Origin of the sequence: Aquimarina rubra (assembly GCF_042684305.1) — a bacterium.
GTDB lineage: Bacteria > Bacteroidota > Bacteroidia > Flavobacteriales > Flavobacteriaceae > Aquimarina > Aquimarina rubra.
In genome coordinates, this window is record NZ_JBHULE010000035.1 from 449,036 (window position 1) to 465,503 (window position 16,468).

At 35.7% G+C, this 16,468-nt stretch carries 8 protein-coding genes; all 8 read left to right on the forward strand.

The annotated features are described in order from the left end of the window. Window positions 1–9: 9 nt before the first annotated feature. The gene (locus ACFSR1_RS21775; RefSeq protein ID WP_378295143.1) at window positions 10–912 is read left to right on the forward strand and encodes a hypothetical protein; all 903 of its coding nucleotides are present in this window, start codon (window positions 10–12) and stop codon (window positions 910–912) included. Continuing rightward, a complete protein-coding gene (locus ACFSR1_RS21780) occupies window positions 912–2,075 on the forward strand; it encodes a sigma-54-dependent transcriptional regulator (RefSeq protein ID WP_378295144.1) in 1,164 nt (387 codons plus the stop codon). Before ACFSR1_RS21775 ends, ACFSR1_RS21780 begins: the two co-directional genes overlap by 1 nt. 48 nt (window positions 2,076–2,123) lie before the next feature. Continuing rightward, window positions 2,124–2,645: a hypothetical protein gene (locus ACFSR1_RS21785; protein WP_378295145.1), complete on the forward strand. Its 522-nt coding sequence runs from the start codon at window positions 2,124–2,126 to the stop codon at window positions 2,643–2,645. Between the two features lie 16 nt (window positions 2,646–2,661). Next, a complete protein-coding gene (locus ACFSR1_RS21790) occupies window positions 2,662–3,183 on the forward strand; it encodes a hypothetical protein (RefSeq protein ID WP_378295146.1) in 522 nt (173 codons plus the stop codon). 73 nt (window positions 3,184–3,256) lie between these two features. Then, on the forward strand, window positions 3,257–4,135 hold the full coding sequence (locus ACFSR1_RS21795; RefSeq protein WP_378295147.1) for a PPK2 family polyphosphate kinase: 879 nt from the start codon (window positions 3,257–3,259) through the stop codon (window positions 4,133–4,135). Between the two features lie 109 nt (window positions 4,136–4,244). Further along, on the forward strand, window positions 4,245–5,570 hold the full coding sequence (locus ACFSR1_RS21800) for a M20/M25/M40 family metallo-hydrolase (RefSeq protein ID WP_378295428.1): 1,326 nt from the start codon (window positions 4,245–4,247) through the stop codon (window positions 5,568–5,570). 1,276 nt (window positions 5,571–6,846) lie between these two features. Next, on the forward strand, window positions 6,847–13,461 hold the full coding sequence (locus ACFSR1_RS21805; protein ID WP_378295148.1) for a glycoside hydrolase family 48 protein: 6,615 nt from the start codon (window positions 6,847–6,849) through the stop codon (window positions 13,459–13,461). 197 nt (window positions 13,462–13,658) lie between these two features. After that, window positions 13,659–16,043, forward strand: a complete 2,385-nt coding sequence (locus ACFSR1_RS21810; protein ID WP_378295149.1) for a cellulase family glycosylhydrolase — start codon at window positions 13,659–13,661, stop codon at window positions 16,041–16,043. Window positions 16,044–16,468 lie beyond the last annotated feature (425 nt).

The window sequence follows — 16,468 nt, forward strand, 5'->3', positions numbered from 1 at the left end:
ATGTAAGACATGAATAATAATAACCTACTGATGATTTGTATTTCGATCTGCTGTGTTATCAACACATTAAGATCTCAGGATACGAATTTGGCAAGGTTAGAGTATGTGTATATACCTCAATCAAAAAGTGAGAATGTTTACAATGGTTTCAGATTTTCAGGAAACTATCCTATAAAAATGAATGATCGAGGCACATACCTCGTTATGTCCTTTCAGTATAGATTAAATAGCTTACAATTAAACGATGATCTGGTAATTCTTGATAAAAAAGGTTTACAGGAATTTCATACCATTGGATTTGAATTGGGATATACTTATAAAATGAAAAATGACTGGAGATTCGGTGCTAAATTAGGAACAAGACTTTCCTCTAATTTAGAAGCTTCAGGAATAGATGGAGATGATTTTAGATATGCCGGATCTGTTTATTTTGTAAAAAGTTATGGAGACAAAACATCACCAAAGACGGCAAGATTAATTTTAGGATTGAGATATGCATCTCCAGCGAGTATTAATTTTCCTTTGCCAATTATTAATTATTCAAAAAGATTTCATCCTAGTTGGTCTTATGCATTGGGTACACCAAAAACGAGCATAAAGTTTTTTTTTAATGAGACAAATACGTTACAAGCATTTATTGGGTTGGATCGTTTTTATGGAAACATACAGAATAATAGAGTGTTTGTGGATGAAAATGGTGAGACCAAAGTAGCAGAAAACGCATCTATGTTGATTGTTAATAGCGCTTTGGGATATGAATATTATTTTACGGAACACTTATTGTTCTTTGCATATGCAGGATATACTTTAAGTAATGAAATCCGTTTAAGAGATAAGAATCAAGAAAATGTTTTAATTCTCAATGATAGAAATACATTCTATATGAGAGGCGGAATTAAATTAAAATTATAATGGCGAAAATATTAGTTATAGAAGACGAAGCAGCGATCAGAAGAGTGCTGGTTAAAATATTATCAGAAGAAAGTGATAAATATGAAGTTTCTGAGGCAGAAGATGGATTAATCGGTATTGAAAAAATCAAAACTGATGATTATGATTTGGTATTATGTGATATCAAAATGCCTAAAATGGATGGTGTAGAAGTTTTGGAAGCCGCTAAAAAAATTAAGCCAGAGATTCCTATGGTTATGATTTCGGGGCATGGAGATTTGGATACTGCTGTCAATACAATGCGATTGGGAGCATTCGATTATATTTCAAAACCACCGGATCTTAATAGATTATTAAATACGGTTCGTAATGCTTTGGACAGAAAAGAACTTGTAGTAGAAAATAAAATGCTAAAGAAAAAAGTCTCTAAAAATTATGAGATGATCGGTGAATCTGATGCGATTTCAGATATCAAAAATATTATAGAAAAGGTTGCAGCTACAGATGCCAGAGTTCTAATTACCGGACCAAACGGAACAGGAAAAGAACTGGTAGCTCACTGGATCCATCAAAAAAGTGAGCGTTCTAAAGGTCCAATGATAGAGGTGAATTGTGCTGCGATTCCTGGAGAATTAATCGAAAGTGAACTTTTTGGTCACGTAAAAGGCGCATTTACATCTGCTAATAAAGACCGTGCCGGTAAGTTTGAAGCAGCTAACGGAGGTACTATATTTCTTGATGAAATAGGTGATATGAGCCTTTCGGCGCAAGCTAAAGTATTAAGAGCATTACAAGAAAATAAAATTCAGCGCGTAGGAAGTGATAAAGATATCAAAGTAGATGTTCGTGTAGTTGCTGCAACCAACAAAGATTTAAAAAAGGAAATTGCCGATAATAAATTTAGAGAAGATTTATATCACAGACTTGCGGTTATTTTAATTAAAGTACCAGCACTAAACGACCGTAGAGAAGATATTCCTTTGTTGGTAGATTATTTTACAAAGAAGATATCCGGTGAACAAGGATCACCGGTAAAGACCTTTTCGGATAAAGCAGTTAAACAATTACAACAATATGATTGGACAGGTAATATCAGAGAGTTGCGTAATGTGGTAGAACGCCTTATTATTTTGGGCGGAAAAGAAGTAAGCGAAGAGGATGTTAAACTTTTTGCAGCTAAGTAAGAATAGTTCTTATCTTTCGACCTATCTCTAAAACTTGTTTGCCCCTAAATGAAGAGAATACTATTTATAATTATACTATTATGCCTTTCGTTTACATCGAATGCGCAATATGAACCAAGTGCTATAAATTATGGGTTGGTAGCTATCAAAAGTTTTGGCTCTGTGGATGAAGTTGGTTTAGGAGCCAGAATTGAATACGCCCCTAATTGTTATACTACGTATTTAGGAGAGTATAATCGATTATTTTCTTTAAGCAGCGGTGATGAGGTAGAAGGTTATAACGAGTTAGCTCTTGGAGTAAACTTAATTTTGTTTAATTGGTATCCTACAACAATAACTGCAGGTTTTGGTTATATAGGAAATGACAGTAGTGTTTTTGAAGAGATAGAAGATGATGCATTAATTGCTTTTAGAACAGGTAATTTTAATCATGGGGTTCAGATCAAGTTGAGAGCGCTGCATCAGATTTCTACTCCGGTTCATATCTTTGCAGAATTAAACATAAAAAGTCTAGGCAGACAATATGATACCTTTCTTATTGGATTTAGTTATGACTTTGATGCAAGATAAATACCACGTTTAACAAGTGAAAAAAGTACTAGTTATTCTTGTTGTATTGATTTGGATCCCAACGTTTTCTCAGGAGATTTACGAAAGAGGAACTATCGATTTTGGGTTGGGAGCTGTTATTAGCGTAGGCCTGCAAGAAGAAGTGGGTTTTGATATTAGATTTCAGTATACATCTTCATCCAGGAAAACTACTTACGTTGCAGAATATAATCGATTTTTTATTAAAGAGTTAGAAAATACTCGAGCGTTTAACGATGTCGGACTTTCTTATAACCTACGATTGATCCAATGGGAAAGTTTAAGCATTACCGGAGGAATTGGTTATGTCGGAAATGATTATGAAGTATTAAGCCGAGCAGAAGATACTTCTAACCTGTTTTTCTCGACAGGAAATTTTAATCACGGAGTGGGACTTAAATTTAGAGGATTATATAATATTACTAATCCGATTCATCTATTTGTGGAGTTAAATCTGAAAAGTTTTGGAAGACGCTATGATACTTTTGGCTTTGGCCTCACCTATTCTTTAGGTATTTAATCTTCCTTAACATTTTTCTTTTTAGAGCCATCTAAAACTTTAGTATCTTACCAGAGATATTACGCATCACACTATGAATAAAATAAATCACGAAGACTTCAGAGTTTCTCAGTCTATAGAATTATCAAAGATTCCTACTACATATGATTTTGATGAAAGTGAGAAAAAAGTCAAAAAAGAACTGGAAGAGGTAAGAGAAAAACTAGGTAAATTTCAGGATACTATTTATGCACACGATAAATATGCTGTACTCATTTGTTTACAAGGAATGGATACAGCCGGAAAAGATAGCCTGATCCGTGAGGTTTTTAAAGATTTTAATAGCAGAGGTGTTGTGGTACATAGTTTTAAAGTACCCACAGAATTAGAACTGGGGCACGATTATTTATGGAGACATTATATTGCATTGCCACAACGAGGAAAGTTTTCTGTCTTTAACAGAACACATTATGAAAACGTTTTGGTAACCAGAGTACATCCACAATATATTATGAGTGAAAAATTGCCAGATGTTCATTCAGTTGAAGATATTGATGATGCATTTTGGGAAAAACGTTTTGAGCAAATCAGAAACTTTGAAAAACATATTGCAGAGAATGGAACGTTGATTTATAAGTTTTATTTGCATTTGTCTAAAGATGAACAAAAGAATAGATTGCTTCGTAGGTTAGAAAAAAAAGAAAAAAACTGGAAGTTTTCTTCCGGAGATCTTAAAGAAAGAAAATTGTGGGATAAATATCAATCTTGTTATCAAGATGCAATCAATAAAACATCATTACCACACGCACCTTGGTATATAATTCCAGCAGACAATAAGCCCGCTGCCAGATATATTGTGGCAAAAACACTATATGATACCCTAAAGGAGTATGATGATATCAGAGAACCTGAATTAGATGAAGAAACAAAATCTAATATAGAGTTATATAAACAGCAACTAGAAAACGAATAGTGATATCTTAATCGGTAAGCTAATAACAGCATATAAAAACATTTCTGTGAAAAACATAGTCTTAATTACTTTTATGGTCTTTTCTTCGATTTCCTTTGGTCAAAAGGATATGAATAAGCAAGATTCCACCGCAATTAGAAATTTTTACAATACTTCATTACTAAAAGGCAAAAGTTACGCTTGGTTAGATCATTTATCAAATCAGATTGGAGCTAGATTATCAGGCTCTTTAAATGCGCAAAAAGCGGTAGAATGGACAGAACAAGAACTTAAAGAAGTGGGACTCGATAAGGTTTGGTTACAATCTGTGATGGTCCCAAAATGGACTAGAGGAGTTACGGAGTTTGCGTATATAGAAACTGAGCCCGGTCAAACTACTAATGTTCCTATCTGTGCCCTAGGTGGATCAGTACCTACGCCGATTGGTGGGGTCAAAGCAGAAATTGTGGAGGTAAAAGGACTCGAAGATCTTCGTAAGCTGGGAACGAGCAATATAGAAGGTAAAATCGTATTCTATAACCGCCCCATGCAAGCCGATCTTATCAATACCTTTGAAGCATATGGAGGATGTGTAGATCAGCGATACTCGGGAGCAGCAGAAGCTGCTAAATTTGGGGCTGTTGGCGTAATCGTTCGCTCTATGAATTTACGATTAGATGATTTTCCGCATACAGGAACTATGAGTTATGGTGATTTGACGGATTTAGAAAAAATTCCTGCAGCAGCTATAAGTACAAACGGGGCAGAATTATTGCATTCTATGCTTACGTTAAATCCAAATATTAAGTTTTTAATCAACATGAATTGCAGAACCTGGAAAGATGTAGAATCATTTAATGTAATCGGAGAAATTACGGGAAGTGAATTTCCGAACGAATATATGGTAGTAGGAGGTCATTTGGATTCTTGGGATTTAGGAGATGGTTCGCATGATGATGGAGCAGGAGTGGTTCAATCAATGGAAGTATTAAGACTGTTTAAAGAAACCGGATACAAACCAAAAAGATCTATTCGTGTAGTTCTTTTTATGAATGAAGAAAACGGATTACGAGGAGGAAAAAAATATGCTGAAGTTGCCAAAAATAAGGCAGAAAATCATGTCTTTGCTTTAGAAAGTGATGCAGGAGGTTTTACACCCAGAGGTTTCTCTTTTGATTGTAATGATGAAAACTTTACTCAGATTCAAAGCTGGAAACCACTGTTTGAACCTTATTTGATTCATTATTTTGCTAAAGGAGGTAGTGGAGCCGATATCGGTCCGCTTAAAAAAGATGGAATTGTTTTGGCAGGACTTCGTCCGGATTCTCAACGTTATTTTGATTATCATCACGCCAAGAACGATACATTCGATGCAATTAATAAACGCGAGTTAGAGCTGGGTGCGGCTACGATGGCAAGCTTGGTCTATCTTTTTGATAAATATGGTGTACAATGACAATGATTTAATTATAATTCAATTCCTTATTTAAAAGATGAACCTAAAACTTTCATCTTAGATTATACGAATCAGTATTATTGAAATAATTCCTTTCATTCTCATCAAAGGATAATCAATTAAAAAAGATATTATATTAGTAATAGTATCGTGGTTAGGCTATCTTCAGGTTTCGGATAAAATCATAACAAGGGTCAGTATTCTAATAAACGCACCGGATTTGGTTAAATAAGTAAAAATATTGCCCTTCTTTTTGTGGAATTCGTTAAAATAGTATTAGGTAAGTTAAATAACTACTTTTTTTGATTTTAGAATCAGTATGAGTTCCTGTTTTTAATCTGATATTGTGTAAAAATAAAGAAATCATGTAAGTTGTTTCTTGTTTAATTTTTTAACGTTTTTAACAATATTTTCGTAGGAATTGTTCCTTAAAAATGAATTTTTGTTAAATTTTATTGTGGTTTTACCACTGGCAAAGTTTTCTTTTATTATAACATGGCCTTTTTTTTGTTTTATTTTCTCCTCTTTTTTCTTAGTATCTTCTTAACATTTTGGTTTTTCTTTTTTTTGAAATAAGAAATTATTACGTTTTTTAATATTTGTTAATCCTCTTATAGCTGTATGTTCTGAGCATAACTTACTGATTTAGTTGAAGAAATAGAATACAATGTTAAGATGTAGTAAAGGTGTAAGGAGCTATATTTTTACCTTCAAGATGTTATAACTTTAATCAATGTTCGTTGAGATATTTCAATAATAAAGAAATGTTTTCATAATCGATGTTAGCTTAATAATGAATCGATGAACGAAAAAACGTAAACCGAACTATCGTCATATCAAGCATTTTTCAATTGATGTCTGATATGGTTTTAATGAAATAACGTAAACTCAAAACTATACTAACTATGAATGATCTTACTAACAAAAAGGCAGTAACATCCCATAAGCTGTCTTGCTCAAAACTGACTTTAAAATTTCAAAATAAAGTAAAAGTCCAGCATATTATTTTTTGATCTTCCTTCAGTATGAATTCTGAATTAATAAATATTTAGAATTGAAAGTTAAAACAGAGATAAAAATTGGTTGACCAATTTAAAATCGAATTCTAATCAATTCATTACGAATTCTATCCACGGGGCATCACATAATAATTAAAGCCTTTCTACAAGTATGTATAGGACTATTTTCATCCTCATATTAATCTTAATACTAAAAAATATACAAGTTAAATTCAAAACAATTTAAAAATTACACAAATCAATAAACTATACTAACAATGAGAAATTTAATTAAAATAAGCACAATAATGCTATGGTGCTTATTCTGTGCTAAATCTTCAGCACAGTTTAATTATGGAGAAGCTTTGCAAAAATCGTTGCTTTTCTATGAAACACAGCAATCAGGAAAATTACCGGATTGGAACAGAATAAGTTGGCGATCCGATTCGGGTGTTAATGATGGGGCGGATGTAGGTCTTGATCTTACCGGTGGTTGGAATGATGCAGGAGACCACGTTAAATTTGGTTTCCCTATGGCTTTTTCTGTAACCGCTCTTAATTGGGGTTTTCTTGAATACAAAGATGGATACGATGCAGCAAATCAGACAGAGCACTTTAAGAGAAATATAAAATGGGTGACAGATTACTTCATAAAATGTCATCCTTCACCAAATGTTTTCTATGCACAGGTAGCCGATAGTAAATCTCAGGATCATAATTTTTGGATGCCGGCAGAGATGGTAGATGTACACCCAATGTATGGGCAACGTAAATCTTATGCTTTAACTACGAGTAATCCGGGGACAGATGTGGCGTGTGAAACCGCAGCGGCATTGGCTTCTGCTAGTATCATTTTTAAAGACAGTGATCCGGCATATAGTGCTACATTATTGAGTCACGCCATCGAGTTGTATGAATTTGGTGATAACCACAGAGGTCTTTACACTGCAGAAGGTAATATTCCTGCGGTAGGAACTTATACTTCAGGAAATTATCAGGACGAATTGACTTGGGGAGCACTTTGGTTATACAAAGCTACCGGAGATCAAAAATATCTGGATAAAGCTGAAGCAGAATATGCACAACCAGATTTCTTATGGAGTCTTGTATGGGAAGACAAATCCTATGGAAATATGGTTTTGTTGTCAATTATCACAGGAAAAGAAACATATAAAGCTGATGCAGAACGTCATTTAGATTGGTGGCAAGAAGGAAATGGAGGAGTTAATTATTCTCCGGGAGGTCAGGCTCATTTAACACAATGGGGATCTTTACGTCACGCGATGAATGCTTCTTTAACCGCACTTATATATAGTGATAATGTAAATACACCTAAGAGCGGTCAATATAAAAACTTTGCTATAAACCAAGTGAACTATGCTTTGGGTGATAACCCTAATAATAGAAGTTTGGTAACTGGTTTTGGTGTTAATCCGCCAACAAAACCACATCATAGAGGCCAGCATTCTAGTTGGACAAGAAGTAGTGCAAATCCTGTAGAATCGAGACATACCATGTGGGGAGCCTTGATGGGAGGTCCTTCTAAACCCGATGATGCTTTTGAAGAAGATAGAGATGATTTTCAGGCTAATGAAGTAGCAACAGACTATAACGCCTGCTATCAAGGAGTGCTTGCTAGGATGGTCATGGAATTTGGAGGATCACCATTACCTAACTTTCCACAGCCAGAAACTCCAGGATTGGAATTTGCTAATGAAGTAAAACTAAATAATGACCAGTCAAAATTTACCGAAGTAGCGATATGGTTAAATAATCGTTCTGGATGGCCTGCAAGAGTTCCGAACACCTTAAAAGCTCGTTATTTTGTTGATATTTCTGAAGGTATTGCAGCTGGTTATAGTGCTGGTGACTATGAGCTTACTGCCAGAGGAGCTGGAAGTACAACTATTAATGGTTTACAAGAATGGGATGCCACTAGTAATATTTATTATGCAGAAATAGAAGTGGATCAAGATGAAATGCCTTTTCCCGGAGGACAAGGAGAATATAGAAGTGAAATACAATTAAGAATTTCATTACCTACAAGTGCGCCTGAATCTGCTTGGGATGCATCCAATGATTTTTCTTACCAGGGATTAACTAGTGGTTTACAAATATCAAATAATGTTCCTATTTATGCCGATGGAATACTGGTTGGAGGAAGAGAACCTAATGGAGGTGAAGTGCCAACAGCTTCTTTTACAGCAACACCAGAGTCAGGAACGGCACCATTGGAAGTGTCATTTGATGCATCAGCCTCTTCTGACCCTAACGGAGATACGTTAACATATAACTGGGATTTTGGTAATGGACAATCATCTTCTGTAGTCGATCCCTTAATTACATATACTGAAATTGGGTCTTATTTAGTGACTCTTACAGTAAGTGATGGAACTAATACTTCTTCAGTATTTACAAGAACCATTACTGTACTCGACGGAAATATTGCGCCAGTAGCAGATTTTACAGCAACTCCAACTACAGGAATTGCTCCTGTGACTGTAAGTTTCGACGCCTCAGCATCGTCTGATGAGAATGGTGATTCTTTAACCTATGTATGGGATTTTGGTGATGGAGAATCTGGGTCTGGAGTAACAATTACTCACGAATATGCTACTATAGGAGAATATGATGCTCAACTTACCGTAAGTGATGGTAGTAAAGAAGATACCAAGACCATAACAATTACGATTACGGATGGAAGCCCTGTTGCATCATTCACAGTAAGTGCTGACTCAGGAGTGGCACCTTTAGATGTAACATTTGATGCCTCGGGATCTTCAGATCCAGCAGGAGGAAACCTTACATACAGTTGGGATTTAGGAAATGGTCAGACTGCTTCTACGGTATCTACTTCCACTACGTATACAGAAGTTGGACAAATAACAGTAGTGTTAACGGTAACTAATGCCTCAGGCGACACAGATTCAGAAACTAAAACCATTAATGTTACAGATGGTAGCGTGAGCTGTTCTTTTGATACTCCAAGAGTCGATGCTTTGCCTTCTATTAATTCAGAATTCCAGAATATATTTGTTTTGGGAGATGGTGGACCTAATTTTGATAATGTTACCAAATTCAATATTAATTGGGATTTGGCAAATAATGGTTTGTATCAATTTTCTATGAATACCAATAATGGTACTCCTAATTGGTGGAATGATTTCTTGCCAAACGTGATACAAAACTTTAATGCTTCACAACCTGAAATGACAATTACTGGTTCTGGATTTCCAGGATTTGATGGTTCATATTATGCCACTATTGATGACAGTAATTTCGTATTAGTTTCCAAAACAGGTGGATTTACGATTTATTTTAGTACTTCTTCTACAGCACCAGATTGCGGGGGAGGAACTATAGGACCTGATGGTGGTGTTATTGCCGGAGGACCATTTATCTTTACCATCGGAGATGGAATCGCAGATAATGTTTCCGGAATCACTTTATCTGGAAATACAGGTGCGAATTCGCAATGGGTAGTGACTGATGATCAAAATACCATTTTAGGATTGCCGACAAATATAGAAGATGTAGATTTTGATGGAGCCGGGACCGGTACTTGTTTGATTTGGCACTTAAGTTATGAAGATGGTTTACAAGGGTTATCAGCAAATACTAATGTTTCTGCTTTAGTAGGAGATTTTGATTTTTCTAATTCAATATCTGTAATTAGAAACCCAGTAGATCAGCCAGGACCTGATGGTGGTGTTATTGGCGGAGGACCATTTACCTTTACCGTGGGAGATGGAATCGCAGATAATGTTTCCGGAATCACTTTATCTGGAAATTCCGGTACAAATTCGCAATGGGTAGTGACTGATGATCAGAATACCATTTTAGGATTGCCGGCAAATATAGAAGATGTAGATTTTGATGGAGCCGGGACCGGTACTTGTTTGATTTGGCACTTAAGTTATGAAGATGGTTTACAAGGGTTATCAGCAAATACTAATGTTTCTGCTTTAGTAGGAGATTTTGATTTCTCTAACTCAATATCGGTTGTTAGAAACCCAGTTACTGATGGTGGTGGAGATTGTACTTTTGATACACCAATTTCAACAGCACTACCTAGCATAAATAATAGATATTCTCAGGTACACGTTTTAGGAAATGGTGGACCAAGCCTTAGTAACTTTAGAGAATTCTCAATTAATTGGGATTTACAAAATACAGGACTTTATGTATTTGCAATGAATACCAATGACGGACAACCAAATTGGTATGTAGATCTTAGAGGTAATCTAACATATAATTTTAGTACTGCCAATCCCGAAGCCACTTTAGCAGGTACAGGAATATCAGGTTTTGATGGATCTTATTGGGTAACGACCAATGAGACCGATTTTGTAATGGTTTCAAAAACCGGAGAGTTTACGATATATTTTAGTAATTCTGCGATAGCTCCCGATTGCGATAATACCGGTGGAGGAAATACCAATCCTATAGCAGATATTTCGGCAACTCCTATTTCAGGGGAAGCTCCGTTGTTAGTAACTTTTGATGCTGCAGGTTCTACAGATGCAGATGGAGACGCTCTAAGTTATAACTGGGATTTCGGAGATGGAAATACCGCTAATGGCGTAACAGTAGAGAACACTTTTGCTTCCATAGGAAATTATGCAACTACATTGACGGTAGATGATGGAAATGGGGGAATAGATCAAGCGGTGATTACAATTACGGTTACTGATGGGGATATTATCATAAATCCACCAACAGGAGAGAACGCATATATAGATCGTTTTATAGAAATGCGAAATGAATTTTATGATCCGGCAAATGGGTATTTCAGCGCTGATGGATCTCCACATCATTCTGTAGAGACTTTAATCGTAGAAGCTCCGGATTATGGTCATGAGTCGACAAGTGAATTGTATTCATATTGGTTGTGGTTAGAAGTGATGAACGGAAGAATCACACAAGACTGGGCACCTCTTAACAATGTATGGAATAAAATTGAAGAATTTATAATTCCAACAACAGCAGATCAACCAACGAATGGAGCATACAACCCTTCTTCTCCGGCAGCGTTTGCAAGTGAATTTCCTTTACCAAGTGATTATCCTGCACCACTTAATTTTAGTGCCCCTGTAGGATCGGATCCTGTTTCTCCGGATTTAACAGCAACGTACGGTGCCGATATTTACCAGATGCATTGGTTATTAGATAACGATAATTTTTATGGATTTGGTAACAGAGGAGATGGTGTAAGTACTCCATCATATATCAATACTTTTCAAAGAGGAGAGCAAGAATCTGTTTATGAAACAGTTCCGCATCCATCTTGGGAAAGCTTTGAATGGGGTGGATCAGATGGATACCTTCCATTATTTATAGAAGATCAGAATTATGCTAAACAATGGAGATATACCAGTGCTCCGGACGCAGATGCCAGAGCAGTACAGGCAATGTATTGGGCTCAGGTGTATGCTAAAGAACAAGGAGCGAGCTTAGGAAATTTAGATTTAGATAAAGCATCTAAAATGGGTGATTTCTTAAGACTAGCAATGTTTGACAAATATTTTAAGCCTATGGGAGTACAAAGTGCGACCAGTGGAGCGGGATCTGGATATGACAGTGCACATTACTTAATGTCATGGTACATGTCTTGGGGTGGTTCGGCAGATCCTGCTTCGCAATGGGCATTTAGAATAAGCTCTAGTCACTGTCATTTTGGATATCAAAATCCTATGGCAGCCTATGCTTTGACTCAAGTAGAAGAATTAAAACCAAAATCTCAAAACGGAGAAAGGGACTGGAACGAAAGTCTAAAAAGACAGATGGAATTCTATACCTGGTTACAGTCTAAAGAAGGAGCTATCGCAGGTGGCGCTACTAATAGTTGGAATGGAGATTATAGTCCTTATCCGGCAGGGAAATCCACATTCTACGATATGGCTTTTGATACCAATCCTGTGTATCACGATCCAGGCAGTGGAACTTGGTTTGGATGGCAAGCTTGGTCTATGGAGAGAGTAGCAGAGTATTACTACATTACTAATGATCCAACGGCAAAAAGTCTAATGGATAAATGGACTACTTGGGTAAAGAGTGAAGTAAAACTTATAGGTACCGATGATTTCGAAATTCCTGCAACATTAGAATGGACAGGAGAACCCGATACCTGGGATCCTAACAGTCCTGGAAGTAATGATAATCTTAGTGTTGTTGTTACAGATTACGGAAAAGACCTTGGTGTAGCAGCATCTATGGCAAAAGCACTTATTTATTATGCAGCGGCAACTCAAAAGCATGCTACATTAGATACAGATGCGCGTGATCTTGCCAAAGAAGTGTTAGACAGAATGTGGAATACCTACAGAGATGATAAAGGAGTTTCTTCTCCTGAGGATCGAGGGGATTTTACAAGAATCTTTGAAGAGGAAGTTTATATTCCAAGTGGTTTTAGTGGTACGATGCCTAATGGAGATGAGATTAAGCCTGGTGTAACGTTTCTTGATATCAGATCAGGGTACAAGAACGATCCGGAATTTGATAGATTAGAAACAGCTTACAATGCAGGAGAAGATTTTACACAACGTTACCATAGAAGCTGGGCACAAATAGAAGTTGCTCTTGCTAACGCAGAATTTGGATTCTTCTTCGGAGATCAAGAACCAGGAGTTAAAGCACCTGAGGAGATTTTTAAAGTTACTGCTACACCAAATCCAGCATCGGATTATGTAATGATTTCTACTAACTTTGATATGAAAAACACCAGAGTTAGGATAATAGATATTGCGGGAAATGTAATCAGAACGGAACCAATGCTTAATAAACAAAAGTCTACCAGACTTTCTGTAAACGGGTTACCTTCTGGTTTGTATATCTTGGAAATTTTTGACATCACTACTGGAGAGAAATTCAGAAATAAGATTATCAAAAATTAATTTTAAAATAAAGAGAGAGGTTATATAGCCTCTCTCTTATTTTTTAGCTCTTTCAAGTTTAGTAGATAGAAAACCTCACGATCGTTATTTTTAAAATCGTGAGAAACGATTAACCATACTTTCCATTTGATCGTATTTCTACATAAACTTTTGATTTAATATATCATAACAATTCATAAAAGTGAAAAAATAAATACATGAAACGATTCATAAATTATTTAGTGATTCTGTTATTGCTTGTCGGCAATATATCAGAAGTATTAGGGCAGCAACAAAATTTCCTAACGGTATCCGGAAATAAACTGTATGACACTACCGGAAAGGAAGTCCGGTTAACGGGTGTGAACTGGTTTGGTTTTGAAACATCATTATATCAACCACATGGAATTTGGAGTAGAGACATGAAAAGTGTTCTACAGCAAATCAAAGATTTAGGTTTTAATACAATTAGAGTTCCTTGGTGTAATGAAATGCTAAATCCAGGAGCGAGTATAAATATTAATTCTTATGGTACAGATCCTTATACTGGGATTTCTCCGATGAATGAAGAAGAAACTACAGTGAGTACACCAATTGAACTATTAGATATTTTTGTTCGCTGGTGTCAGGAAAATGACATGAAAATTGTGTTAGACAATCATTCCAGAGCGGCTGATGGATTCTTAAACGAAGCGGTTTGGTATACACCACAGTATTCTGAAGAACGATGGATCAATGATTGGGTTTTTATTGCAGATCGATATAAAGATTTCTCAGCTGTTGTGGGGATGGATTTAAATAACGAACCACACGGATCCACCTGGGGTGATAGTAATCCGGCAACCGATTGGAACAAAGCTGCAGAACGTTGTGGTAATGCAGTTCTAGCAGCAAATCCTAATGTTCTAATTATTGTAGAAGGAGTTGGAGAGTTTGAAGGAAATTCCTATTGGTGGGGAGGACAATTGATGGGAGCAAAGCAATATCCTATTCAATTGTCAGATCCAAGTAAACTAATGTATTCTGCACACGAATATGGCCCAGAAGTAGCGCAACAAGATTGGTTTACAGCGAGCGACTTTCCACAAAATATGCCTGGTTTATGGACAGATAATTTTCACTACTTATATGAAGAAGGAACTTCTCCATTATTTGTTGGAGAATTTGGAATTAAAGACCAGGACGCTTTTGGAGGTATTTCTTATACCTGGTTTACAGAGTTTACGGATTTCATGGGAGGTATCTACTCTTGGACCTTTTGGACAATGAATCCTAATTCTGGTGATACAGGTGGTATTTTACAAGATGATTGGACAACTGTTAATCAATGGAAATTAGATGTGCTAAGTCCATATTTTGCACCATTAATTCCCAATGTAATAGGAGGAACAGGTAATCTTCCTCCAAATGCTAGATTTACGAGCAATATAACTTCTGGTGATGCACCACTAACCGTTTCATTTGATGCATCAACTTCTTCAGATCCCGATGGCGATAATCTAACATTCAGTTGGAATTTTGGAGACGGAACCACAGCTACAGGAGAAAGTATTTCTCATCTGTTTACAGATGTGGGAGAGTATCAAGTGATTTTAACTGTAAGCGACGGAACGCTTAGTGATACAGAAACTCTTACAATCACTGTTAATGATCCAGATGTTAATACACCAGTGGTAATAGCTAATATTTCTACTGATGCTAATGGCGGTGTAGCACCTACAACTATTAATTTTGATGCTTCGGGTTCTACGGTATCTGATGGGAGTGCATTGACGTATGACTGGGATTTTGGTGATGGATCCGCAGGTTCTGGAGTGACAATAAATCATGAATTCATTAATGCAGGTATTTATAATGTGGTATTAACTGTTTCTAATACTGATGGAATATCAGATACTGCTTCAACTACAATTGTAATTACTGAACCTAATAATGGAGGAGATTGTAGTTTTGGAGCACCTTTATCGAATCCATTACCTACTATTGCCAATGTAGCTTATACCAAGATGTATATCCTAGGATCAGGAGGTCCTGATTTAAGCAATGTCACTAATTTTACAATTAATTGGGATTTACAAAATAATGGTCTTTGGCAATTTTCTATGAATACCAATGACGGTGTGCCAAGTTGGTGGAATGATCTTAAGAATAATGTAACTAGTCAGAATTTTAATTCCTCACAACCAAGTATTACTTTGTCCGGAACCGGATTCCCTAATTTAGATGGTGCTTATAGTGCGACTATAGATGGAGATAATTTTGCACTAGTTTCTAAAACTGGCGCTTTTACCATTTACTTTAGTAATAGTAATGTTGCTCCTAACTGTGAGAGTTTAATAAAAGATCCATTTACAGAAGGTAAAATAGAAATTAAAGCATATCCAAACCCTGTGACAGATCGATTGATTGTGAAATCACAAGAAGTTCTGAACGGCGCTAGAGTCGATTTAGTTGATGTTACAGGAAGAATTATTAGAACAACTTCTGTTTCATCAAAAAGAAATGAAGTAGAAATAAATACATCTGATCTTAATTCAGGATTGTATTTCATAAAGATTCATCATAATAAAGTAACTACAACAAAAAGAATAGTGAAAAAGTAAACCATATTCATCGCAGATTAAAGGATAAGAAGGAATCAGGTATTGTAAAACTTGAATTCCTTCTTTTTACTTTCGGCCTTAAAACAAGGTTTATTTGATAGTTAAAAAAAAGTTAAAAAAAACACTTTTTTATTAAGATAAACTTTCTGTAGGTATGATGAAGTAAGAAATGTAGCTATTATAGATAATCTATTTTTAAATCGAATTCTTTCTGTATTTAAACGAATTCTATTTCGGTAGAGTCATTTAATAGTTTACTTAAATATAACGAACTTATGATGTAGTAAATTCGATAGTTTTTAAAATATTTAATACGTGTTAAAACCTGTTAATTAGATAGTTATTGGGTTTTTTGTTAAAGACTTAAATACAATAAAAAACGTTCATGGCAATAGAGGTAAATAAATAAACATCTTAAAACCACA

Excerpts from the sequence above, each read along its gene's own strand:
- ACFSR1_RS21775 (WP_378295143.1), top strand. The coding sequence starts at position 10 with ATGAATAATAATAACCTACTGATGATTTGTATTTCGATCTGCTGTGTT.
- ACFSR1_RS21780 (WP_378295144.1), top strand. The coding sequence starts at position 912 with ATGGCGAAAATATTAGTTATAGAAGACGAAGCAGCGATCAGAAGAGTG.
- ACFSR1_RS21785 (WP_378295145.1), top strand. The coding sequence starts at position 2,124 with ATGAAGAGAATACTATTTATAATTATACTATTATGCCTTTCGTTTACA.
- ACFSR1_RS21795 (WP_378295147.1), top strand. The coding sequence starts at position 3,257 with ATGAATAAAATAAATCACGAAGACTTCAGAGTTTCTCAGTCTATAGAA.
- ACFSR1_RS21800 (WP_378295428.1), top strand. The coding sequence starts at position 4,245 with ATGAATAAGCAAGATTCCACCGCAATTAGAAATTTTTACAATACTTCA.
- ACFSR1_RS21805 (WP_378295148.1), top strand. The coding sequence starts at position 6,847 with ATGAGAAATTTAATTAAAATAAGCACAATAATGCTATGGTGCTTATTC.
- ACFSR1_RS21810 (WP_378295149.1), top strand. The coding sequence starts at position 13,659 with ATGAAACGATTCATAAATTATTTAGTGATTCTGTTATTGCTTGTCGGC.